Source organism: Cognatilysobacter tabacisoli (assembly GCF_003586305.1).
GTDB lineage: Bacteria > Pseudomonadota > Gammaproteobacteria > Xanthomonadales > Xanthomonadaceae > Cognatilysobacter_A > Cognatilysobacter_A tabacisoli.
This window is the reverse complement of record NZ_QXJI01000001.1, coordinates 933,169-955,409: the sequence shown is the minus strand read 5'-3', so window position 1 is coordinate 955,409 and position 22,241 is coordinate 933,169. Positions and strand designations below refer to the sequence as shown.

Sequence of the window (22,241 nt, the reverse complement as noted above, 5' to 3'; positions counted from 1 at the left end):
CGGTTCCCGCCGCGGCTACTCGTCTTCGTCGGCGGCGGTCAGGTAGAGGTCGTCGTGGGCAATCGGGTGGTCCGCCTCGTCGCGCTGCATGCCGAACACGGTGCGACGGCTGCGCAGGACGAAGCCGCGGGCGCGCCACGTGGCCAGGCGCGACTCGCGCGCGGCGATCTCGACAGACACCGAGGCGTGGCCGGCCTTGCGCGCGGCCTGCAGCAGCGCGTCGACGTAGTGCATGCCGACCGCAGCGGAGGCGTCCTCGGACCAGAAGTCGCGGACCAGCAGCGCGTCGCCTTCGACCTGCGTCGCGAACCAGGCCAGCAGGTGGCGGTCGTCGCGGTCGGTCACGAGCAGGTGTCGGGTGGTCGCGATCGGCGCGTGGTCGAAGCGCCAGCGCACGTGGCGCGCGTCGCGCACCGCGGTCAGCGCGTCCTCGGGCGCGGAGGCGTTCCACAGCGTGTCCATGCGCGGATCGGCCTCTGCGCTCCAGCGCGACCGCAGCGCCGGACCGGTCCAGCGTCGCACGCCGTCGCGCAGCGCGAACGCGGCATCGAGCAACGCGCCGGCAGGAGCCGCCAGCCATGGGGGCAGGCGCAGCTCGAGGTAGCGGCGGTGCCGCAGCACGCGGGCGAAGCGGACCAGGTCGCCGAACGGGCGGTAGCCGATGCGCTTGAACACCGGCGCGGCCTTCGGGTTGGGGAACCCGTACAGCACGTCGAGTTCGCTCCGGGCCGCGGCGATCAGGCGCTGCTGCAGCATCAGCGCCGGTCCGAGCGAGCGGTGCGCGGCGCTGACGGCGAGGTCGACGAGCACGCCCGCCTGGATCTCGCGTCCGCGCCAGAGCATGCGGCGCCGGCCGGCCGCGCAGGTGCCAACCCAACTCTCGTCGGGCTCGTGGCGCAGCAGCTGCATCAGCGGCGGGCCGCCGGGCGCGTGCAGGTAGAACCAGTCGTACTTGGCGCGCATGCGCTCGGCCTGGCCGAGGCTGCCGTCCCAGATCGCCAGCACCGAACTGCGGTCCAGCAGGGCGTTGCCCTCGTGGATCGAGTAGGTGGGCGGCGGGGCCGCCGCGTTCATGCGTGCGCGAGCTCCGTCACCGGCTCGACCAGCACCGGCGCGGCGTGCAGGTAGCGCGTCGTGCGGCGTTTGTTCGCGATGTCGTCGTAGACGCCCTGCGCCTGCGACTCGGTGATGCCGAGCTCGCGCGCCAGCTCCGCGGCCGGCACGTCGTGGTTCAGCGCCCACAGCGCCAGGTCCATCTGCGCGTACGGCAGGGCGAAGTAGAACTCGTCCTGGCCCTGGCTGAGGCTGTAGGTGTCGGTGGTCGGCGTGGCGTCGCACACGCGCGCGGGCAGGCCGAGGAACCGCGCCATGCCGTAGACCTGCGACTTGTACAGGTGCGCAATCGGCTTGACGTCGGCCGAGCCGTCGCCGTTCTTGACGAAAAACCCCTGGTCGTACTCGAGCCGGTTCGGCGTGCCGACCACGGCATAGTTCAGCCGGTCGGCGTGGAAGTACTCGAGCGTCTTGCGCAGGCGCTGCTTGAAGTTGGTCGCCGCGACGATGGTCAGGTACTCGTTGAGGCCGAGGTTGCGCACGACCGTCTCGCCGGACGGGTCCTCGGCGACGAGCTTGAACCGGTTGAAGCGCCCCTCGAGCCCGCCGTCGATGACGATCTTGAACCGCCAGCCGTCGCCGTACTCGGGCAGGGTCGCGCGCACCGCGGCGTCGCGCGCGCGGTAGCAGCCGATCGCCTCCAGCGCCGGCGCGATGTCGACGGTCTCGGTGCGCACGCCGAGGTGCTCGGCGAGGATGTGCGCCCGCTGGGCGCTGTCATCGGATGAGTCGCGCTCAGGCAGGATCAGGGTGAACACCCTCTCGGGCCCGAGCGCGCGCACGGCCAGCGCGCAGCTGACCGAGCTGTCGATGCCGCCGGAAATCGCCACCACAAGCCCGCGACGGTGCAGCTGGCGCGCGGTGATCTCGCGCAGGCGCTCGCAGATGCGGTCGGCCGCGGCGGCGTAGTCGAGGTCGAGGACGGTGCGGTCGAACGGGCGGGACGGGGGCATGGGAACGGCGCTCATGGGAGTTGGGTTTCCGTCAACTGGATGCGGCGAACCTTGCCGGACGCGGTGCGCGGCAGGGCATCGATGAACTGGACGAACTTGGGCACCTTGTACGGCGCCAGCTGGGCGCGGCAGTGCGCGCGGATGCGATCGTCGGCGCGGTCGGGCAGGTCGCTGACCACGACGCACGCCATGATGACCTGGCCGAGGACCGCGTCGTCGATGCCGACGACGGCCGCCTCGATCACCCACGGCAGCTCGGCGATGGCTTCCTCGACGTCGGCCGGGTTCACCCGGTGCGCGCCGGTCTTGATCATGTCGCTGCGCCGGCCGGCCAAGAACAGGTCGCCGTCGGCGTCGAGCCGGCCAAGGTCGCCGGTGTGCAGCCAGCCGTCGCGCAGCGCGGCGGCGGTCGCGTCGGGGCTGTGCCAGTAGCCGAGCATGACGTTGGGCCCGCGCGCGCAGACTTCGCCTTCTTCGTCGATCGAAGCGGGTCGTCCGTCTTCGCGCAGCACCGCGATCTCGACGCCGGTGAGCGCCCGCCCCACCGAGCCCGGCTTGTCGTCGAGCCGCTCGGGCGACAGGTAGGTCAGCCGCGACGTGGCTTCGGTCTGCCCGTACATCACGAACAGCCGCGGCCCGGGCAGGGCGTCGCGCACGCGACGGGTCAGCGCCGGGCTCATCGCGCCGCCGGCTTGGGTCAGGTAGCGCAGCGCCGGTGCCTTGAGCGCGTCGAGATGGCCTCGGTCGAGCAGCAGCGCAAATGTCGACGGTACCGCCGAAAAGCCAGTCACCCGTTCGCGCCGCAGCGCGTCGACGACCAGGTGTGGGAACAGCATGCTCGGCGCCAACACGACGCGCGCGCCGCACATCAGGTGCGTGTGCAGCACCGACGCGCCGTACGCGTAGTAGAACGGGAGCACGTCGAGCACGCTGTCGTCGGGCCCGAGACCGAGGTAGCCGACCACCGCCTCGGCGTTCGCGAGCAGGTTGCCGTGGCTCAGCGTGACGCCCTTCGGCGCGCCCGTGGTGCCGGACGTGTAGAGGATCAGCGCGACGGCGGCCGGGTCGTCCGGGGTGCGCACGCCGTGGCTGTCGCCGAGCCGGTCGACGAAGCCGCTGTCGGCCTCGAGCGCGATCGCGTGCGGCGGCGCGTCGAGGGCCTGCAGCGCCTTGGCGACGTCGACGTTGTCGTGTTCGTGAACGATCACGCGCGCGTCGCAGTGCCGCAGCCACGGGGCGAAGTCGCGTGCGCGCGCCTGTGCGTTCAGCGGCACGGCCACGCCCCCGGCCAGCCAGGTGCCGTACACCGCGGTGGCCGCTTCGATCCGGTTCGGCAGCACGATCGCGACCCGGTCGCCCGGCGTCAGCCCGGCCGACCGCAACTGCGCGGCGAGCGTGCGCGCCTGCGCCCAGAATTGGCCGTAGCTGCAGCGCCGTTCGCCGTCGGCAATCGCGATGCGGTCGGCGCCGTCGGCGACGACCTGCGCAACCCGGGAGGCCAGGGTGGCCATGCCGCCGCTCAGCCGGCGCGCTTGCGCGCCACGAACGCGTCGATCGAATCGATCGAATCGAAGTTCGCCGGGATCATTTCCTCGTCGGTCACTGAGAACGCGAACACGTCCTCGAGATGGAAGACCAGTTCGGCGAAGCCGGTGGAATCGATGACCCCATTGCGGATCAGCGAATCGCCGTCGGCGATGGCGCTGTCGTCGTCCGAGAACAGGAAGTTGGTGAGGATGTAGCTCTTGATCTGCTTGCGCTGGTCCATGGTCCGTGCCCCGATTCCTGTACGCGCGGACGGTGCCGCGCTCCCATGGCTGATAAACGCGGCGGGCTGCGTTTGCAGGACAGCACCCACGCGCGCGGAGTAACCCGCGCACCGCTGGCGCGCCGGGGTTTCGCTACCATCGCGCGCATCCAACCAATGGAGTCCGTTCATGCGACTGGCAGGCTGGATCCTCATCGCGGCATGCGCCGCCGGCTGCGAACGCCACGCGCCGCCGCCGGCGCCGGCCGCCGCGCCGACCGTGGTCGCGACGGCACCGGTGGAGGTGGCGACGCGGCTCGGAGCGGTCGCGCTGACCGAGGTCGTGACCGGGCTGGACCGCCCGTGGAGCCTGGCCTTCCTGCCCGACGGCTCGATGCTGGTCACCGAGCGGCCGGGCCGCCTGCGCCGCATCCGCGACGGCGCGGTGTCGGCGCCGCTGGGCGGCCTGCCGTCGATCTTCGTCGACGGCCAGGCCGGCCTGCTCGACGTCGCCGTTTCGCCCGACTTCGCCCGCGATGGCCTCGTCTACCTGTCGTTCGCCGAGCCCAGCCTGCGCGGCAACAAGGCCGGCACCGCGGTGCTGCGCGGGCGACTGGGCGACGACGCGCTCGAGTCGGTGGAGGTGATCTACCGGCAGGAACCGAAGCTGTCGAGCGGCACGCACGTCGGTTCGCGGCTGGTGTTCGGTGACGGCGGCCTGCTGTGGGTGACGCAGGGCGACAACCGCGTGGCCGAGACCGCGCAACAGCTCGACAAGCTGCAGGGCAAGCTCGTGCGCATCCGCGCCGACGGCGGCGTGCCCGACGACAACCCGTTCGTCGGCAACGACGCCCGGCCGGAAATCTGGTCGTACGGCCACCGCAACATGCAGGGTGCAGCGCTGCACCCGGTCACGCGGCGGCTGTGGACCAGCGAGCACGGGCCGATGGGCGGCGACGAGCTGAACATCCCCGACGCCGGGCGCAACTACGGCTGGCCGGTGATCACCCACGGCAAGGACTACAGCGGATCGGCGGTGCCCGGCTCGGTCGGCGCCAGCGCCGACGGCATGGAGGCACCGCACCACGTGTGGCCGGTGTCGCCGGGCCTCAGCGGGATGGCGTTCTACACCGGCGAGGCCCTGCCGCAGTGGCGCGGCAACCTGTTCCTCGGCGCGCTGGCCACGCACGAGCTGATCCGGCTCGAACTCGACGGCGACCGCATCGTCGGCGAGGAGCGCCTGCTCGGCGAGCGCAAGCAGCGCATCCGCGACGTGCGCGAGGGCCCGGACCGCGCGCTGTACCTGCTGGTCGATGCCGATGCGCCCGACGGCAAGGTGCTGCGGCTCGGTCCGGTGGCCGCGGCCGTGGTGGATGGGGCGGCGACTCACCGGGCGGCGCCGGACAAGGCGGCCAGGGACGAGGCGGCCGCGCGCTGACCGGACCGCAGCGGCAGGCGATCAGGCCGGCACGCGGCCGATGAAGTCGACGCTGGTGATGCACAGCTGCTCCGGCGCGATCGCGGCGAACTGCGGGGCGATCTTCAGCGCGCGCAGCTGCTGCAGGCGCTCGGGCCGCGCATTCGCGGTGTTCAGCACGATGTCGAAGCCCGCGTCGACGGCGTCGTCGACGAACCGGTGGGCGCGCAGGCGGTTCTGGTACAGCAGCCGGTTGTTCCAGAACGCCCAGGCGCGGTCGGGGTACCGGAGGTAGTTGAGCTGGTTGATCCGGCGGTCGACGTAGGCGTAGTGGTCGCCGCAGTTGACCGAGTGGAACATCAGCCCGCCCGGTGACAGCACCCGGCGGCTCTCGTCGTACAGCGCGCGGATCACGTCCGGCGGCACGTGCTCGAGCACGCTGTTGGAGAACACCACGTCGACGCTCGCGGCCGGCAGCCCGGTGCGCGTGGCGTCCGCCGGCGCGCGGTAGTGGACGACGCCGCCGGTGGCGCCGGTCGGGTCGCCGGCCGGATCGGGGTGTGCGGCCAGGACGGCGTAGCGGCGCTCGACCTCGGCCAGCGGCTCGCCCGCTTCGGCGGCGATGGTGGGCAGATGCTCGCCGAGCAGCGCGATGCACGCGCGCGTCAGCTCCGGCTTCAGGTGGCGGTTGAGGTCGAACGTGCTGACCTGCCGCGCCCCGGCGAGGTAGCAGGCCAGCGGAAACGTCGGGTACCAGCCGGTGCCGATTTCCAGCAGCCGCGCACCGGTCAGCGAACGCCCGGCATCGCGCAGGTGCCGGGTCATGATGGTCCAGTCCTCGACCTTGCTGGCGAACTCGCCGGGGAAATCGCGCAGCCCGCCGAAGCGCCGCTGCAGCCAGTAGTTGAGGGTCACGCCGGCCGGCATCGCGCCGACCACTTTCTGCACCAGTCCCTTGAGCTGCCAATGCATCGTCGCGCGGCCCCGGTCAGGCGACGGCCAGCGCCGGCACCGCGGCCGCGACGGCAGGGCCGTCGGCGGGCGAGGCGCGGTCGCGCAGTTGGCGGTGCAGCAGCATCGTCGACAGCACGCCGACGAAGGCCTGGTTGTCGGCGAAGCCGGTCGCGCGCCCGCTCCGGCACTTGTCGAACAGTCGGCCGACCGCGGCGGCGTCGAACAGGCCGGCCTCGCGCAGCGCGTCGGCGCCCATCAGCTCGGCGACGTAGTCCAGCGGCGCGCCGTCGACGAAGAAGCTGCGGCTGTCCGGCGCGCGGTACGGCTGCTTGGTCCGCTGCAGGATGTCGGCCGGCAGCAGGCCGACGAGCGCGCGGCGGAGCAGGTATTTTTCGTCGAGGCCGCGGATCTTGTAGCTCGGCGGGAGCTTGGCGGCGAATTCGATCAGGCGGTGGTCCAGGTATGGGAAACGGCCCTCGATCGAGTTGGCCATCGCCACGCGGTCGCCCTGCGCGGCCAGCAGGTATCCGGCCAGCAGCGACTTCGCTTCGACGTACTGGTCGCGCGCGATCGGGCTCCAGCCCATGATCCCGGCCGGCAGCGTCGCCTCGTAGGCGTCGAACGGGTTCCAGTCGCGCAGCTGCGCACGGACGTCCGGCGACAGCAGTCCGAGCGCGCGCATCGATGTGGTCCAGCGCGGCACGTGCGCGAACACCGGGCGGTCGAGGTACTCGCGGCCCTGGCCGAAGAACGACTGCGCGAACGCCGGGCTGCGCACCGGCGAGTTGCCGAGGTAGCCGTACAGGCGTTCGAGCAGGCGCGGGCGCCACGTCGAATCCGGCTGGCGCGCCCAGAACCGGCGGACCTTGGCTTCCTTGAACAGGTCGTAGCCGCCGAACACCTCGTCGGCGCCTTCGCCGGTCAGCACGACCTTGTAGCCGGCGCGGCGCACGTCGCCGGCCAGCAGCATCAGCGGCACCGGCGCGGTGCGCAGCACCGGCACCTCGGCGTGTCGGACGAAGCGCGGAAACGCCTCGCCGATGTCGCGCGCGGTGCAGTGCAGGGTCGTGTGCTCGGTGCCGAGATGCCGCACCATCTGCTGCTGGTGCGCGCTCTCGTCGAACTCGGCGTCCTCGAACGCGACCGAGAACGTGCGCACCGGCGTGTCAGTGAATCCGCGGATCAGCGCGACGATGCCCGACGAGTCCAATCCGCCGCTGAGGTACGCGCCGACCGGCACGTCGGCGCGCAGCTGCAGGCGCACTGCGTCGATCAGCAGTTCGCGCAGCTCGGCGGCGGCGTGCTCGACGCTGCGGAAGGTCGCGGGCGACGTGTCCGCCGCGTCGGGGAACTCCCAGTCCCAGTAACGGTGCGTGTGTTCGCGGCCGTCGGCCTCGATCGCCATCACGCAGCCCGGCGGCAGGCTGCGCACGCCGGCGTACACCGTGTCCGGATCGGCGGGCGCCCAGTAGGTCAGCGTCTGCGCGATGCCGAGCGGGTCCAGCGTCGCCGTCTGCGGCACGACCGCCTGCAGCGCCTTGACCTCGGACGCGAACCACGTGCGGCCGCCCTCGCGGGTGAAGTACAGCGGGCGGATGCCGGCGCGGTCGCGGGCGAGCACCAGCCGGCGGCGCTCGCCGTCCCACAGCGCAATCGCGAACTGGCCGTTGAGGTGCTCGACGAACGCGTCGCCGTAGCGGTCGTACAGGTGGACGATGACCTCGGTGTCCGAGCGCGTGTAGAACACGGCGCCGTCGGCCTCGAGCGCGTCGCGCAGCTCGACGAAGTTGAAGATCTCGCCGTTGAACACTGTCCACACGGTGCGGCGCGGGTTGTGGATCGGCTGGTCGCCGGTGGCCAGGTCGATGATCGACAGGCGCGCGTGGGCCAGGCCGATGCCCGGCTCGGTATGGAAGCCGTAACCGTCCGGGCCGCGGTGGGCCAGCGTGCGGATCATCCGCTCCAGCAGCGGGCGCGCGCGGTCGGGCGCGACGTCGGGTCCTGTGAAGCCGGCGATTCCACACACGTTCGTACCGCTCCCTGGGTTCGTGCGGCCGGTGGCCGCGTGTCGGCGCGGCGTACCGGCCGATCGACTCAGGAGAACGTGGAGGAGGCCGCCAGACGGCCAGCGGGGCGCGCCCGCGCGTCCTCGCAGACGCGCAGCGTCTCGCGCGCGACGCTGCGCCAGTCGCGCGAAAAGCGCGCCGCGAGCGCGTTCGCATCCCACGACCGCGACAGCACGCTGCCGAGCGCGAGCGCGAGCGCGTGGGCATCGCGCGGAGGGACGAGCTCGCCGCAGCCGGCATCGACCACCTCCGGGATGCCGCCGACGTCGGTGGCGACCACCGGGCGCCCGCACGCGAGGGCTTCGACGAGCACGTTCGGGTGGCCTTCCGAATAGCTCGGCAGGGTGACGACGTCCGCCGCGCTCATCCACGTGGCCACGTCGGTGGCCGATTGCGCCCCCGGGAGCAGGACCGGGAGCGCGGCGCTGGCGGCGCGCTGTTCAAGCTCGCCGCGCATCGGACCGTCGCCGACCAGCGCGAGCTGCAGGTCCGGGTGGGTGGCGGCCATCGCGTCGGCCGCGTCGAACAGCTCGCGCAGGCCCTTCTCCGGCACCAGCCGGCCGACATAGAGCACCAGCTGGGCGTCGGCCGGAATCCCGAGCTGCTGGCGCGCCGCGGCGCGGTCGGCTGGGTGGAAGATCGCGGCGTTGCAGCCGTTCGGAATCGCATGGGTGCGGGCCGGATCGGCGCCGTACTGCGCGATCGCGAGCCGGCGCAGGTCGTCGCTGACGACCAGCAGCCGGTGCGCGCGTGCGACGACGCGCCGGGTCAGGTGCCGGCTCAGCGGATCGCGCACGCGGATGTCCGAGCCGCGCGCGCCGGCCACCCACGGCAGCCCCTGTCGTTCGGCCGCGTGCATCGCCCCGTACGCGTCGGGGTAGAGCCAGTACGACAGCACCACGTCCGGGGCGAAGCGCGCCATCGGTCCGGCGATCGCGCGGGCGCACAGCGCCCCGTTGAACGGGCGCGAGACCACCGGCAGCGCGGGGTAGGCGACGTACTCGACTTCGCAGCCCTCGACGGCGAGCGGCTCGGCGCTGCGGAACAGGTAGCTGCGCGGCTGCGCCCACGCCGGGTAGCGGGCCACCGGGCTGACCACGCGGACCTCGGCCAGCTGCGACAGTTCGCGCACGGTCTGGTGGATCGGCCGGCCGCGGGTCGGCTCGCCGGCGATCGGGAACTGCGAGGTCACCACCAGGATCCGCACGCGCCGCCCTCCCGGATGCGTCGGCACGAAAGGTACCCCGGGTGCGGGCTTAACGGTTCGGGTTCACCCGCGCGAGGGATGCCCGGATTGGATGCGGCCCCGCGTTGTATCGCGGCATGGGCGCCGGCGCGGCGTCGGGGTCGGGTGGGGCGCGTGTCGGGCATGCAGTCATCGGCGGGAAGGGTGGTGGAACTGGACGCGCTGCGCGGCTTGGCGGCGCTGGCGGTCGTGGCGTTCCACTACACGACGCACTACGAAGCACAGGTCGGCCACGTGCAGCCGCTGGGCGTCGGCTTTCCGGTCGGCAACTACGGCGTGCACCTGTTCTTCCTGATCAGCGGGTTCGTGATCTTCATGACCCTGCAGCGCACGCGCACGGCCATGGATTTCGTCGTCTCGCGCTTCTCGCGGCTGTTCCCGGCGTACTGGGCGGCAATGGCCGTCACCGCGGCCGTGGTCTACACCATCGGCCTGCCGGGCCAGCGCCTGCCGCTGCGCGACCTGCTGCTGGACCTGACGATGGTGCAGGACCTGCTCGGCGCCGAGCAGCTCGACGGTTCGTACTGGACGCTCGAGGTCGAGCTGCTGTTCTACGCGCAGATGCTGGCGTGGTTCGCGCTGGGCCAGCTGAAGCGGATCCGGCTGATCATCGCCGGTTGGCTGGCGCTGGCGGTCGCGTACGGGCTGTGCACCAAGCTCGGGCTGCACTTCTCGTACCTGGCGCGCGAGGTGCTGATCCTGCGCCACATCCCGTTCTTCGCGATCGGGATCCTGTTCTACCGGCTGCACGCCACCGACGGGCAGGACCGTCGTGACGTCGCGATGCTCGGCCTGTGCCTGCTGGCCATCGCGGTGGCATACCCGCCCAAGTACTTCCTCGTCGCCGCCGTGTGCACGGCGATCTTCGCCCTGTTCGTCGCCGGCCGGCTGCGCTGGCTGCGGCTGGCGCCGCTGGCGTGGCTGGGCGCGATCTCGTACGCGCTGTACCTGCTGCACCAGTCGATCGGGTTCGTGCTGATCCACTGGCTCGAGCACCACGGCGTGGCCCCGGTGCTCGCGGTGGTACTGACGGTCGCGGTGATGTTCGGGCTGGCGACCGCATTGAACCGGCTGGTCGAGCGCCCGGCGCTGCAGCTGATCCGTACATCGTGGCAGGCGCGGTCACGGACCGCGCTGGAACCCGCAGCCTCGGGGGCCGATGCGTGAGCCGGAGCGGGCCGGTGCGTTGAACCCTGGAGTGCACGCGTCATGCAGGAGCCTTACCTCAGCCAGTTCGTCGCCCTGCTCGGGCAGGGCGCCGGCGCCCGCGACATCCACGATTCCGCCCACCTGGGCAGCTACGACTCCGAACAGCCCGCGGCGGTCGCCCCGCGCTTCGTCGAACGCGAGATCCACCGGGTCGAACTGCACCGTCGCGGCCTGTGCGCGCTGCTCGAGCCGCACGTCGGCCAGGTCGGCAGCATCCTCGACGTCGGCTGCGGCACCGGCGGCACCGCGGTGGCGCTGGCCACGTCGGGACTGGAGCCTGCGCGGGTCGTCGGCGTCGACATCAACGAGACCACCCTGCGCGCCGCGCGCGTGCGCGCGCAGGCCCACGGGCTGGGCGAGGACCGCATCCAGTTCCGCCCGGTCGTCCCCGGCGCGCTGCTGCCGTTCGCCGACGCGACGTTCGACCTCGTCACCTGCGTGTCGGTGCTCGAGTTCATCTCGGCCGGCGCGTCGCGCCAGCGCTTCATCGGCGAGCTGCTGCGGCTGGTGCGGCCCGGCGGCCACGTGTTCGTCGCCACGCCGAGCCCGTTCCGGCTGCGCGAGTACCACTCGCGCCGCTGGGCGGGCGACATCCGCCGCACGCCGGGCTACCCGTGGTCGAGCCCGCCGTGGTCGCCGGCGCTGCGCACGCTGCGCGACGGTAACGCCGAGGCGCCGCTGGCGCGGCAGCGGTTCGAGCGGCACCCGCTGCTGCGTCGCGTGGCGTGGGCCGCGCCGGTCGCCCGCTACCTGCTGCCGTGGCAGCAGTACCTCGTGCGTCGCCCGGCGCAGTACGGGCCGGCGTCAGGCATCAATCCCCGGCCGGCCTGAGGCCGCGGCCGCCGCCGGGGCGGTCGCCTGCCGCGGCGGCTGGTTGCCGAACGTGCGCTCCATGCCGCGCCGCACGCCGATGCGCGGCTGCCAGCCGAGCACGTCGCGCGCTGCGGTGAGGTCGAAGTTCGCCAGCGGCCGCAGCGAGCGCACGCGGTAGCGGGTCAGCGGCACGGCGCGGTTGAGCGCCTTGCCGAGCAGCTCGACGGCGGTCGCCAGCGCGAGGAACACCCACGTCGGCGCGTGCACGAGCCGCAACTCCGGCCCGAACCGCCGCTGGCAGGCGGCGAGGTAGTCGCGCTGCGCGATCGGGGTCGGATCGACCACGTTGAATACGCGGCCGAGCGCCTCGGGGCGCGTCCCGGCCAGCAGCACGGCGTCGACCACGTCGTCGACGTACACCAGCGGGATCGTCCGCGACGTCGGGCCGACCGCCACCCAGCGGCCGGCCAGCGCCAGCGTGCCATTCGGCGTGCTGCGCTCGGCGCCGGGCCCGAAGATCTGGCCGGGGCGCACGACCGTGGCCGGCAGGCCGCGGCGTTCGATCGCCGACAGGACGCACGCTTCGGCGGTGCCCTTGGTCTGCGTGTACGCGCCGCGCCAGTCCGGGTGGGGTTCGAGGGCCGACGCCTCGGTGACCGGCGTGGCCGGGTCGCGGCCGGCGTGGTCGAGCACGCTCAGCGAGCTGACGTGGACCAGCCGCTGGGTGCCGTGCGCCAGGCACGCGTCGACGACGTTGCGCGTGCCCCAGACCGTGCCGGCCTCGAACTCGCGCGGGCCGCCGCGCATCGCGGCGCCAACGTGGTAGACGGTGCCGACCCCGGCGACCGCGTGGTCGACGATCGCCGGATCGCCGAGGTCGCCGACGACGACCTGCATGTCGCCGGCCTTGGCGTATTCGGCCAGCGGCCGGCGAACAAGCACGCGCACGCGCTGGCCGCGCCCGCGCAGGGCCGCGACGACCGCGCGGCCGAGGAATCCGCCGGCGCCGGTGACGAGCACGTCCGCCGGCGGCAGCGGCGCCAGCCGCGCCTGCAGCTGCGCGCTGCGTTCGCGGTCGGGCGTCTCGCAGGCGGGCGCGAGCAGCGCGGCGATGCGCAGCGCGTCGTCGGCGCCGAACGGCGCAGGGCGGCCGTCGCGGACCGCCATCGCGAACTCGGCGGCGCCGCGGCGGATGCCCGGCGACGGCTTCAGGCGGCCGGTCGCGAAGCGCAGCACGCTCAGCGGGATCTGCACCACGCCGCGCGCGGCAGCCAGGAACGCGCCGGCGACGATGCCGACGAACTTCGGTCCCGGCAGCACGCGCCGGACGCTGCAGGTCTGCAGGAAGCGGTCGACCTCGATGATGCCCTCGGTGCCGCGCACGACCAGCCGGTTCTCCATCGGCCGCGCGTTCCACGACAGCAGCAGCCGGCCGACGCCGCGCGCACCGACCACCACCGCCTGCCATTCGTCGAACGGCAGGTTCGGGTCGCGGCCGCTGGCCTGGTAGGTGACCTGCGGTGCCGACAGCCGGCCGAGGAAGGCCTCGAGCGTGTAGAGGCCGTGCACGCCGAGGTCGCGAAAGGGGTACGAACCCTGCGCGACCGTGCCCGGCAGCGGACCGCCGGCGTACGGCGGGTAGTCGGAATTGCGCACGATGTCGACCGACACGACCTCGCCGATCCGCCCGGCGCGGACGGCCTCCAGCGCCTGCTCGACGACCGGGTCGAACAGGTCCGAGTGGTTGACGCCGAGGGTGCGCCCGGCGGTGCGGGCCGCGGCGATCATCGCCTCGCAGTCGGCGACCGTGTCGGCCATCGGCTTCTCGACCAGCACGTGCGCGCCCATCGCCAGCGCCTGGATCGCCAGCGCAGCGTGGCTCGACGGCGGGGTCAGCACGTGGACGAGGTCCGGGTGCAGCGATTCGAGCTCGGCGGCCCGCGCCACGGCCTGGCCACCGAACTTCGCGGCCAACGCGCGGGCGGCGTCGAGGTTGGTGTCGCAGACGCCGACGATGTCGACGAAGTCCAGCGCCTTCAGCGCAGCGAGGTGGTGCGAGGCGACGTAGCCGGCGCCGATCACCGCCGCGCGCAGGCGCGGGCGCGCGCTGTCGGCCACGACCGCGCTCATCGAACGGCCTCGGCGAGCGGGGCCGGAGCAGGGGCCGGCAGCGCGCGGGCGACGGTGTCGAGTACGTCGTCGACCCGACGCTCCCAGGTCTGTTCGGCGACGGCGGCCATGCGCGCGGCGATCGCGCTGGCGCTGTCGACGGCGATCGCGCGCTCGAGCGCGGCGAGGAATGCGTCGCGCCCCTCGACCACGTGGACGAGGCCGGCGAACTTGTCGATCTCGGGGTTGCGGACGCTCACGACCGGCTTTCCGGTCGCGAGGTACTCGCGCAGCTTGAGGGGATTGGCATGGGCGACCTGGCGGTTGAGGCGGTAGGGGATCATGGCGACGTCGAAACGCTTGGCCCACTGGGGCAGCGTGGGGTAGGGGCGGGCACCGGCGAGGTGCACGTTGGGGCGCGCGCGCAGCGCGGACACGTCGGTGGCGCAGTGGCCGACCAGCAGGAAGCTCCATTGCGGGCGCTGTGCGGCGAGCCAGTCGATCAGCTCGATGTCGATCCAGTCGTGGATCGAGCCGAAGTAGCCGACGACGGGCCCGTCCAAGGCGAGCGCCTCGTCCGGCACCGGCGTGGCGGGCGACTGCGCCTGCGCGAACAGCGCCGCGTCGACGCCGTGCGGGGCGAACACGGTGTGCGGATTGAGTCGCTGCTTGCCGGCCACCAGGGCCGGCGGCGCCACGAACACCAGGTCGGCGGCGCGGGTCAGCGCCAGGTCGCACGCGGCGATCGCGTCGGCATCGACGCCGGGGTGGGCCGCGTAGTCGTCGATGCAGTAGTAGACGCACAGGTCCTCGCCGAGGTGGCCGGCGAGGAAGCCCGGGTGCGGCACGACGAACCACGACAGGCACCGGCCGATCCCGACGTGGCGCATCGCGCGGCGCACCGCCCAGCGCGAGAACAGCCGGTTGAACAGCGCGACGCCCGGCACCCGCCGGAACGGCAGCTGCGGGACCGTGCAGCGCCACAGGTTGCCGCCGACGTGCTGCGGCGGGCGCAGGCTCGCGGCGAGCTTGCGCATGGCCTTGCGCAGGTCGCGTCCGGAGCCGCCGGGCGCGCGCATGCCCGGCGAGTCGACGTACAGCACCGGCATCGTCGCCGACAGCCGCAGCGCGACGTGGTGGCTGCTGGTGCGGTTCTCGGCGTGCCAGTCGTTGCCGAAATACACCACGCCGCAGCCGACGAGGCTGTCGCGCCGGTCAGCCATTGCGCCACCAGCCGACCAGCCACGCGGTGCCGCCGTGGCACATCCAGTCCTTCTGCACGCCCGGGATCGCGTCCAGGTGCGGGCCGACGCGGCGTGCGGCCGGGGCAAAGAACGTCACCAGCCCGGCGCGGCCGAGGTGGCGCATGCGCTCGAGCGTCGCCGCCGGATCGCTGAGGTAGTAGAGGACCTCGCACGCGGTGACCAGGTCGAAGCGCCCGGCGTCGTCGCCCCACGGCTGGCCGAAGACGTCGGTCGCGGCGAACTGGGCGCCCGGCAAGCGCCGGCGCGCGCGCTCGACCGCCTGCTGGCTGACGTCGACGCCGTACTGCGCGTCGCTCAGCCGCGCGAGGTACTCGGTCTGGTGGCCTTCGCCACAGCCGAGCTCGAGCACCGAGCCGACCCGGCCGAACGCGCGTTCGATCACCCGGTTGGTGGCCTCGAAGCGCGCGCGCTCGAGTTCGGACGCCATGTTCCACGGGTCCTCGACGCTGTACGCGAGGTCGAGCCGGGCGTGGTTGTCGCTGCCGCCGACGCCGCGCAGGGCGTACTTCATCCACAGGCGGCGCCGTGCCTTGGTCAGCTGTTGGCCGAATGTCTCGAACACGGGATCCCCAGATGGCGGTGGCCGGGCGTCGTCGCGCCCGCTGCGTCGCGTGCACCCGGTCGAACCGCCCTGTGCTGCAGAGAACGCAGTCGCTGCGGCAATCCGGCCTCGGCGTCCTGTCGCCGTGCCCGTTCGCGTTCATTGCAGTGACCCGCGACATCGCATGCCCCGCCAGGCGCGACGTGGCGGGCAGGGCCGGACGTGCGTCCGGGTCAGGGGCCTTCGATACGGAACACCATGCGCCACGACACGCCGGCGACGACCATCCACACCAGCAGCGGACGCCGGCAGGCGCTGGCGCGTATCAGCCACCGCGCCGGCTTGCTGCCGCCGCTGGCGCAGGCGCGCGCGATGCTGCGCGACGACCTGCGCATCCTCGCCTACCACCGCGTGCTCGAGCCGCTGCCGCCGGGCTTCAGCTTCGACCTCGAACTGGTCAGCGCGTGGGCGGAGTCCTTCCGCGAACAGATGGCGCTGGTCCGCCGCCGCTTCCATCCGATGCGCTTCGATGAGGTGCTGGCCTGCCTGTACGCCGGCCGCCGCCTGCCCCGGAACGCGGTGCTGGTGACGTTCGACGACGGCTACGACGACAACTACCGCGTGGCGTATCCGATCCTGCACGACCTCGGCGTGTCGGCGATGTTCTTCGTCTCCACCGGCCACATCGACAGCGGCGTGCCGTACTCGTACGACTGGCTGGTGCACATGCTGTGCGTGACCGAGGCCGACACGCTGTCGCTGCCGGAGCTGCAAATCGCGTGCGCGCTACCGCCGGACCTGGGCAAGCGCCGTGTCGTCGCCGCGAACGTGCTCGACCGCCTCAAGGGGCTGGACGAAGGCAGCCAGGCGCGGATCATCGCGCGGCTCGCGCGCGAGTGGCGGCTGCCGATCCCGCATCGCCACGCCGACTGCCGGCCGATGACGTGGGCGCAGCTGCGCGAAATGCAGGACAACGGCATGGAGGTCGGCTCGCACGGGGTCAACCACCGCATGCTGGCCAAGCTGCCGCCGGCGCTGATGAAGGCGGAGCTGGTCGAATCGCGGCGCCGGATCGGCGTCGAGCTCGGGCGGCCGGCGCAGGTGGTGTCGTACCCGGTCGGTGGCCACGACGCGTTCAACCGCGAGGTCGAAACCGCCGCGCGCGCCGCCGGCTACGAGATGGCGTGCAGCTACGTCGCCGGCACGAGCCGGCCCGGCCCGGACACGCTGTTCTCGCTGCGCCGGCTGCCGATCGAACGCGACATGGACCAGGCGTGGTTCGAGGCCGTGGTCGCGCTGCCGGAGCTGTTCATGCACCGCTCGCGCCGCCGCCTGCCGAACCACGCGGGCTGAGAGCGCCACGATGTACCTGCTGATCGTCGTCTACCTGCTGCTGGTGCTGATCCGGCCCCAGGACTACCCGGACTTCGTCGCCGAGGACGCGATCCCGTGGCAGCAGCTCGCGCTGGTCGGGGCCGGCCTGCTGTGGGCGGTGTCGCCGCGCAAGACCTTCGCCGCCCCGCAGTACGCGCTGATCGGCGTGTTCCTGCTGGTGCTGATGTTCTCGAGCGTCGTGAACGGCTGGATGGGCGGGGCGCTGGTCCAGCTGACCAAATTCGCGCCCGCGGTGATCGCGTTCTGCGTGCTGTCCAACGCGATGACCAGCCCGCAGCGCGTGCACCGCACGATGGCGGTGTTCGTGCTGTGCGCGGTGGTGCTGGCGGCGCACGGCATCGAGCAGGTCGAGGCCGGCGTCGGCTGGACCGGCATCGAGCTGTCGCAGGGCACGCGGATCCAGTACGTCGGCATCTTCAACGACCCCAACGACCTGGGCATGCTGTTCGTGATGTGCGTGCCGATGGCGTTCTTCCTCGCCCATGCCGGCGGGGCGGGGCTGCTGCGCAGGGCGTTCTGGCTCACGCTGGCGGGCGTGCTGGTCTATGGCATCTACCTGACCGACTCACGCGGCACGCTACTGGCGCTGCTGGTGGTGCTCGGCGTGTACGTGTGGATGCGCTTCGGGCTGGTCGCGGCCGGGGTGATGGGATCGCTCGCCCTGGGCGGGCTGATGATGCTGCCGTCGCGAATGCAGGAGCTGGACGCGTCCGAGGCGTCCGCCGCCGGCCGCGTCGACGCGTGGTACGAGGGCATCCAGATGTTCGTCGGCGACCCGGTTTTCGGCGTCGGCGCGGACAACTTCTCCGAACTGCACAACCTGACCGCGCACAACTCGTACGTGCTGGTGCTGGCCGAAACCGGCATCCTCGGCTTCATGGTGTGGCTGGCGTTCGTCGGCTATGGCTTCCGGATGATGCTGGCCGTGCGCGGCGTTCGCGGCCGCGTGCCGGGCGCGCTGCCGGAAGCCGAGCCGAACCCGGCGGTCGAGGCCCAGTGGCACGACGATCGCGCCGCCTCGACCGCGCTGCTGCTGTCGCTGATCGGCTTCTTCACCGCGGCGTTCTTCCTCAGCCGCAGCTACGTGATCATCCTGTATCTGCTGGCGGCGCTGGTCGTCGGCCACTACCTCGAACTGCGCCGGCGGTGGCCGACGCTGCCGGCGTTCCGGCTCGGCCGCGACCTGTGGCTGTGGCCGCTGGTGGCGATGGCCGGGGCGGTCGGGCTCTATGTCACCGTCAAGGTGCTGCTGGTGACGATGTGACCGCCGAACGCTCCCGCGCGCTGCGCAACACCACGCTGCTGAACACCGCGTTCTCGTCGGTCGGCGTGTACACCGAGTACGCCCTCGGCATGCTCGCGTCGATCCTGATCGCCCGCCACCTCGGCCCCGACGGCTTCGGCGCGTACAGCGCGGTGATCTGGCTGGTGGCGCTGGGCATCGCCATGGTCAACTCCGGCACCGCCAGCGCCGCGATCAAGTTCGTCGCCGAGCTGCGCGGTGCCGAGCGCGAGGCGATGGTGCCGGCGTTGCTGGCCTACCTGCGCCGTGCCCAGCGGATGTTCCTGCTGGTGGTGGTGCTGGCCGGGGTGGCCACGCTGCACTTCGGCCGGCAGCACTTCGCCCCCGAGCTGGAGCACTGGGTGTTGATCGCGTTCCTGGTCGTGACCGTGCCGCTGCGCGCCGGCTACATGTTCAACATCAGCGTGGCCAAGGGCTACGAGAACTTCCGCGCGACCGCGCTGGTGGCACTGGTCGCCGCGCCGCTGAACGTGCTGCTGGTGTTCGTCGCCGCGTGGTGGATGGACGGCGGCGAAGAGCTGCTGCTGGCCGTGTTCACCGCGTCGAGCGTCGTGTTCTACCTAATGTCGCGCCAGCAGCTGGCCGCCATCGTGCCGCGCCACGAGGCGATCGTCGCGCTGCCCCCGGAGCTGTCGGCGCGCGTCCGCCGGCACATGCTGTACAGCGCGATGACGGTGACGGTGGGCTTCATCGCCGCCAGCGAGGTCGAGGTGATGTTCCTCAACCTCAACGGGCTGCCCGACGCGGCCGGCATCTTCAAGGTCGCCTACCAGCTGTCGACCGGCGCGGCGGCGCTGGTGCCGGGCGTGTTCGGCGCGCTGATGCTGCCGATGATGGCCAGCGCGCTCAGCCGCGGCCGCGAGGTCGCCGGGCGCCGGTTCTCGCGCTCGACCAGCTACCTGCTGCTGCTCTCGGCGCCGCTGATGGCCTTCGGCGTGGTGTTCTGCAACGACCTGATCACCGTGCTGTACGGCGACCGCTACGCCGACGCGGGGTGGGTGTTCGCGGTGTGCCTGGTGTCGTTCTCGATCATGACCTCGGCGCAGGGCGCGTCGAGCCTGCTGGTCAGCGCCGACCGCCAGCGCGCGATCCTGCTGATCGTGTCGGCCTGCGCGGTGCTGAAGGTCGTGCTCGACGCCGTGCTGATCGCGCGCTTCGGCCTGAACGGCGCGGCCGCGGCGTACGTCACGGTGACCCTCGTCGACACGGCGGCCATCGTCTGGCTGGCGGTCCGCACCAGCGGCGCGTCGCCGGAGTGGGGGCGCCTGGCGCGGATCGTCGTGGCGGCATCGCTGGCAGGGCTCGCCGCGTGGCCGCTGCACGTGCAGCTGGCACCGGTGGCCGCCGTGCTGGTCGGCGGCGTGGTGCTGGTCGCCGTGTACCTGCCGCTGTCGCTGCTGCTGGGGTGCTGGAACGCGGGCGACATCGAGCACATGCAGCACCTGCACCAGCGCTTCGGCGCGAGCCGGCCGCGCGCCGGCGCGCGCCTGCTGCAGTGGGCGCTGGCGCGCACCGAGCGGGAGGCGCAGACATGAGTGCGTACGAAACGCTGTTCCGCCACGTGCTGTTCCCGGCCTACGAGGGCGGGCTGCGCCGGCGCGGCACGCTCGGCTACCTGCGCGAGTACGAGCGAAGCCAGTGGCTGCCGGCCGAACAGCTCGAGCAGCTGCAGTGGCGCAAGCTCACCCGGATGGTCCGCCACTGCTGGGACGAGGTGCCGTACTACCGCGAGCGCTGGCGGTCGGCCGGCGTGTCCGCGCCCGAGGACATCGCCACGCCCGCCGACTACGCGCGGCTGCCGCTGCTGACCAAGGGCGACGTGCGCGCCCACTTCGAGCAGCTGATCGCGCCGTCCCACCGCGCCGGCCTGATGTTCAAGACCACCGGCGGCTCGACCGGCGAGCCGCTGCGGTTCGGCTACACCCGCGAGAGCTACGAGCGCCGCATCGCGGCGATGTTCCGCGGCTACGGCTGGGCCGGCGCGCGGCTCGGCCAGCGCACCCTGTACCTGTGGGGCGCCTCGATCGAGCAGCCGCTGCTACCGCGCTGGAAGGACCGGCTGTACCACGGCGCCTTCAACCGCCTGTTCCTCAACGCGTTCGTGATGAGCGAGGAGCGGATGGGCGAGTACGTCGACGCGCTCAATGCGTTCAAGCCCGAGGTGATCGTGTCGTACGTCGCCCCGATCGTGAAGCTAGCCGACTGGGCACGCGCCAACGGGAGAGAGCTGCACCGGCCCCGGCTGGTGCTGAGCGCGGCCGAGGCGCTGCACGAACCGCAGCGCGCGGTGATCGAGTCCGCGTTCGGCTGCCCGGCGTACAACACCTACGGCTGCCGCGAGTTCATGCTGGTCGCGGCCGAATGCACGCATCGGGAAGGCCTGCACGTCAACGCCGACCACCTGAAGGTGGAGCTCGGTGAAGCGGTCGGGCCGGCCGGCGGTCCGCGCGAGGTCATCGTCAGCGACCTGCACAACGACGGCATGCCGCTGCTGCGCTACGTCAACGGCGACCTGGCGACTCCGTCGTCGCACCGCTGCACGTGCGGACGCGGCCTGCCGCTGCTCGCGCGCGTCGACGGGCGTCGCCTCGACGCGCTGCGCACCGCCGCCGGCCACTACGTGCCGGGCGAGTTCATCGTCTACATGTTCCTCAATGCCCCCGGCATCAAGCGCTACCAGGTGGTGCAGCGCAGCCTCGAGAAGTTCGACGTGCTGCTGGTCCCCGATGCCGACTACGATCCGTCGGTGCAGGACCACCTGCGCCGGGAGCTCGCCAAGTCGGTCGGCGACGCGGTGGCGCTGGACTTCGAGCTCGTCGACGACATCCCGCTGACGCCCACCGGCAAGCACCGCGTCACCGTCTCGGAGCTCGCATGAGGATCACCCACCTGGTCGAGAACCTCGAGCGCGGCGGGCTGGAGCGCGTCGTCATCGACCTGGCCGGGGCGCAGCGCGGGGCCGGGCACGAGTGCCGGGTGATCTGCCTGTTCGAACCGGGAGCACTGGCCGGCCAGCTGCAGTCGCTCGGCGTCGACGTGCAGGCCTGCGGCAAGCGCGACGGCCTCGACATCGCCGCGCTGCGCCGGCTGCGCGCCCTGCTGAAGGCCGAGCCGGACAGCGTGCTGCACACCCACAACGCCGCCGCGCACTACCACGGCGCGCTCGCGTCGGCGGGGCTGCCGCTGCCTTGCGTGGTGAACACCCGCCACGGCATGGGCACGCCGGACCCGCGCAGCCGCCGCGAGCGGCTGTACCGCTGGTCGATGCGCCGCACCGACGCGGTCGTGGCGGTGTGCGAGGCGGCGCGATCGCACCTGCAGCGCCACGGGCTCGGGCCGCGGCGCGGCGTGCAGGTCGTGCCGAACGGGATCCGGGTCGAACGCTTCGAGGCGTCGACGCCGCAGCACCGTGCGCGGCTGGTGGAGGAGCTCGGGTTTGACCGGGGCACCCGGCTGCTCGGCACGGTGGGCCGATTGAACCCGGTCAAGGACCAGGCCGGCCTGATCCGCGCGTTCCGGCGGCTGCATGCCGGCGTTCCGGCCACGGGCCTGGTGATCGTAGGCGACGGGCCGCTGCGCGGCGAACTCGAGCAGCTGGCCGGCGACCTCGGCATCGCCGCGCAGGTCCGCTTCCTTGGCGACCGCGGCGACGTGGAGCGGCTGCTGCCCGGGCTCGACGTGTTCGTGCTGCCGTCGCGCAGCGAGGGCTATTCGATCGCCCTGCTCGAGGCCTGCGCCGCCGGGTTGCCGGTGGTCGCCACCGACGTCGGCGGCAACCGCGAGATCGTGCGGCAGGGGTTCAACGGCGACCTCGTGGCCGCCGGCGACCCGGGCGCGCTGGCCGCGACGCTCGAGCGGCTGCTGGCCGACCCGGCGCGCGCGCAGCGGATGGGCTCGGCCGGACGCGAGTGGGTGCTGCGCGAGGGCTCGCTCGAGGCCATGAGCGGGCGCTACCTGAGGGTCTACGCGGCGGCCGCCGGCGGCGCCTAGGGCGTCCTCGCCCCGGCGTGTTTCGCGTTGGATCACACACGGGCCGCGCGTCGCGGCGATTCGCGACCGGCCCACGGGGAACCTCGATGCTCGCACTGCCCAACCACGCTCCGTCCCGGG

18 protein-coding genes are annotated in these 22,241 nt (G+C 72.5%); 8 read left to right on the top strand and 10 right to left on the bottom strand.

Annotated elements, in window-relative coordinates:
- Window positions 1-15 precede the first annotated feature (15 nt).
- The 4 genes from D3A60_RS08885 to D3A60_RS08870 are packed head-to-tail and all read right to left on the bottom strand — an operon-like array spanning window position 16 to window position 3,834.
- Window positions 16-1,074 (bottom strand): GNAT family N-acetyltransferase, encoded by a 1,059-nt coding sequence (locus D3A60_RS08885; protein WP_119718322.1) that lies wholly within the window; start codon window positions 1,072-1,074, stop codon window positions 16-18.
- The gene (gene nadE, locus D3A60_RS08880) at window positions 1,071-2,066 is read right to left on the bottom strand and encodes an NAD(+) synthase (protein ID WP_119718321.1); all 996 of its coding nucleotides are present in this window, start codon (window positions 2,064-2,066) and stop codon (window positions 1,071-1,073) included. The genes D3A60_RS08885 and nadE overlap by 4 nt, the downstream gene beginning before the upstream one ends.
- Window positions 2,067-2,077: 11 nt before the next feature.
- Window positions 2,078-3,577 (bottom strand): class I adenylate-forming enzyme family protein, encoded by a 1,500-nt coding sequence (locus D3A60_RS08875; RefSeq protein ID WP_119718320.1) that lies wholly within the window; start codon window positions 3,575-3,577, stop codon window positions 2,078-2,080.
- An 8-nt stretch (window positions 3,578-3,585) separates the two neighbouring features.
- Window positions 3,586-3,834: an acyl carrier protein gene (locus D3A60_RS08870; RefSeq protein WP_119718319.1), complete on the bottom strand. Its 249-nt coding sequence runs from the start codon at window positions 3,832-3,834 to the stop codon at window positions 3,586-3,588.
- Between the two features lie 169 nt (window positions 3,835-4,003).
- On the opposite strand from D3A60_RS08870, the gene D3A60_RS08865 reads away from it, so the two are divergent.
- Complete coding sequence (locus D3A60_RS08865) at window positions 4,004-5,251, top strand: PQQ-dependent sugar dehydrogenase (protein WP_119718318.1); 1,248 nt, start codon at window positions 4,004-4,006, stop codon at window positions 5,249-5,251.
- A 21-nt stretch (window positions 5,252-5,272) separates the two neighbouring features.
- On the opposite strand, the gene D3A60_RS08860 is transcribed toward D3A60_RS08865, so the two are convergent.
- From D3A60_RS08860 to D3A60_RS08850, 3 genes are all read right to left on the bottom strand, one after another.
- Entirely contained in the window at window positions 5,273-6,202 is a 930-nt protein-coding gene (locus D3A60_RS08860) for a class I SAM-dependent methyltransferase (RefSeq protein WP_119718317.1), read from the bottom strand.
- A gap of 16 nt (window positions 6,203-6,218) precedes the next feature.
- Complete coding sequence (gene asnB / locus D3A60_RS08855; RefSeq protein ID WP_119718316.1) at window positions 6,219-8,210, bottom strand: asparagine synthase (glutamine-hydrolyzing); 1,992 nt, start codon at window positions 8,208-8,210, stop codon at window positions 6,219-6,221.
- Window positions 8,211-8,278: 68 nt separating this feature from the next.
- Window positions 8,279-9,457, bottom strand: a complete 1,179-nt coding sequence (locus tag D3A60_RS08850) for a glycosyltransferase (RefSeq protein WP_196778697.1) — start codon at window positions 9,455-9,457, stop codon at window positions 8,279-8,281.
- Window positions 9,458-9,643: 186 nt separating this feature from the next.
- Here D3A60_RS08850 and D3A60_RS08845 point away from each other — a divergent pair, with 186 nt between their 5' ends.
- Window positions 9,644-10,663 carry an acyltransferase family protein gene (locus D3A60_RS08845; RefSeq protein ID WP_157981440.1) on the top strand — a complete coding sequence of 340 codons (1,020 nt, stop codon included), beginning with the start codon at window positions 9,644-9,646 and terminating at the stop codon, window positions 10,661-10,663.
- Between the two features lie 42 nt (window positions 10,664-10,705).
- Complete coding sequence (locus tag D3A60_RS08840; RefSeq protein ID WP_119718314.1) at window positions 10,706-11,536, top strand: class I SAM-dependent methyltransferase; 831 nt, start codon at window positions 10,706-10,708, stop codon at window positions 11,534-11,536.
- On the opposite strand, the gene D3A60_RS08835 is transcribed toward D3A60_RS08840, so the two are convergent.
- Genes D3A60_RS08835 through D3A60_RS08825 form a run of 3 tightly spaced genes read right to left on the bottom strand, consistent with a single transcriptional unit; the run spans window position 11,510 to window position 15,454 of the window.
- Complete coding sequence (locus D3A60_RS08835; RefSeq protein ID WP_119718313.1) at window positions 11,510-13,648, bottom strand: NAD-dependent epimerase/dehydratase family protein; 2,139 nt, start codon at window positions 13,646-13,648, stop codon at window positions 11,510-11,512. The two genes, D3A60_RS08840 and D3A60_RS08835, sit on opposite strands and share 27 nt — an antisense overlap.
- The gene (locus D3A60_RS08830) at window positions 13,645-14,850 is read right to left on the bottom strand and encodes a glycosyltransferase (protein WP_119718312.1); all 1,206 of its coding nucleotides are present in this window, start codon (window positions 14,848-14,850) and stop codon (window positions 13,645-13,647) included. Before D3A60_RS08830 ends, D3A60_RS08835 begins: the two co-directional genes overlap by 4 nt.
- Entirely contained in the window at window positions 14,843-15,454 is a 612-nt protein-coding gene (locus tag D3A60_RS08825) for a class I SAM-dependent methyltransferase (RefSeq protein ID WP_119718311.1), read from the bottom strand. Before D3A60_RS08825 ends, D3A60_RS08830 begins: the two co-directional genes overlap by 8 nt.
- A gap of 237 nt (window positions 15,455-15,691) precedes the next feature.
- On the opposite strand from D3A60_RS08825, the gene D3A60_RS08820 reads away from it, so the two are divergent.
- Genes D3A60_RS08820 through pelF form a run of 5 tightly spaced genes read left to right on the top strand, consistent with a single transcriptional unit; the run spans window position 15,692 to window position 22,121 of the window.
- A complete protein-coding gene (locus tag D3A60_RS08820) occupies window positions 15,692-16,786 on the top strand; it encodes a polysaccharide deacetylase family protein (protein ID WP_231120452.1) in 1,095 nt (364 codons plus the stop codon).
- A 10-nt stretch (window positions 16,787-16,796) separates the two neighbouring features.
- Entirely contained in the window at window positions 16,797-18,092 is a 1,296-nt protein-coding gene (locus D3A60_RS08815; protein ID WP_119718310.1) for an O-antigen ligase family protein, read from the top strand.
- Window positions 18,089-19,666 (top strand): oligosaccharide flippase family protein, encoded by a 1,578-nt coding sequence (locus D3A60_RS08810; RefSeq protein WP_196778696.1) that lies wholly within the window; start codon window positions 18,089-18,091, stop codon window positions 19,664-19,666. The genes D3A60_RS08815 and D3A60_RS08810 overlap by 4 nt, the downstream gene beginning before the upstream one ends.
- Window positions 19,663-21,009: a phenylacetate--CoA ligase family protein gene (locus D3A60_RS08805; protein WP_119718308.1), complete on the top strand. Its 1,347-nt coding sequence runs from the start codon at window positions 19,663-19,665 to the stop codon at window positions 21,007-21,009. The genes D3A60_RS08810 and D3A60_RS08805 overlap by 4 nt, the downstream gene beginning before the upstream one ends.
- Window positions 21,006-22,121: a GT4 family glycosyltransferase PelF gene (gene pelF, locus D3A60_RS08800; protein WP_119718307.1), complete on the top strand. Its 1,116-nt coding sequence runs from the start codon at window positions 21,006-21,008 to the stop codon at window positions 22,119-22,121. Before D3A60_RS08805 ends, pelF begins: the two co-directional genes overlap by 4 nt.
- The last annotated feature ends 120 nt before the right edge of the window (window positions 22,122-22,241 follow it).

What these genes read in the sequence shown, in the direction of transcription:
- pelF (WP_119718307.1), top strand. Translation starts at nt 21,006, where the DNA reads ATGAGGATCACCCACCTGGTCGAGAACCTCGAGCGCGGCGGGCTGGAG.
- D3A60_RS08865 (WP_119718318.1), top strand. Translation starts at nt 4,004, where the DNA reads ATGCGACTGGCAGGCTGGATCCTCATCGCGGCATGCGCCGCCGGCTGC.
- D3A60_RS08860 (WP_119718317.1), bottom strand. Translation starts at nt 6,202, where the DNA reads ATGCATTGGCAGCTCAAGGGACTGGTGCAGAAAGTGGTCGGCGCGATG.
- D3A60_RS08840 (WP_119718314.1), top strand. Translation starts at nt 10,706, where the DNA reads ATGCAGGAGCCTTACCTCAGCCAGTTCGTCGCCCTGCTCGGGCAGGGC.
- D3A60_RS08805 (WP_119718308.1), top strand. Translation starts at nt 19,663, where the DNA reads ATGAGTGCGTACGAAACGCTGTTCCGCCACGTGCTGTTCCCGGCCTAC.
- nadE (WP_119718321.1), bottom strand. Translation starts at nt 2,066, where the DNA reads ATGCCCCCGTCCCGCCCGTTCGACCGCACCGTCCTCGACCTCGACTAC.
- D3A60_RS08835 (WP_119718313.1), bottom strand. Translation starts at nt 13,648, where the DNA reads ATGAGCGCGGTCGTGGCCGACAGCGCGCGCCCGCGCCTGCGCGCGGCG.
- D3A60_RS08885 (WP_119718322.1), bottom strand. Translation starts at nt 1,074, where the DNA reads ATGAACGCGGCGGCCCCGCCGCCCACCTACTCGATCCACGAGGGCAAC.
- D3A60_RS08815 (WP_119718310.1), top strand. Translation starts at nt 16,797, where the DNA reads ATGTACCTGCTGATCGTCGTCTACCTGCTGCTGGTGCTGATCCGGCCC.
- D3A60_RS08870 (WP_119718319.1), bottom strand. Translation starts at nt 3,834, where the DNA reads ATGGACCAGCGCAAGCAGATCAAGAGCTACATCCTCACCAACTTCCTG.
- D3A60_RS08875 (WP_119718320.1), bottom strand. Translation starts at nt 3,577, where the DNA reads ATGGCCACCCTGGCCTCCCGGGTTGCGCAGGTCGTCGCCGACGGCGCC.
- D3A60_RS08820 (WP_231120452.1), top strand. Translation starts at nt 15,692, where the DNA reads ATGCGCCACGACACGCCGGCGACGACCATCCACACCAGCAGCGGACGC.
- D3A60_RS08830 (WP_119718312.1), bottom strand. Translation starts at nt 14,850, where the DNA reads ATGGCTGACCGGCGCGACAGCCTCGTCGGCTGCGGCGTGGTGTATTTC.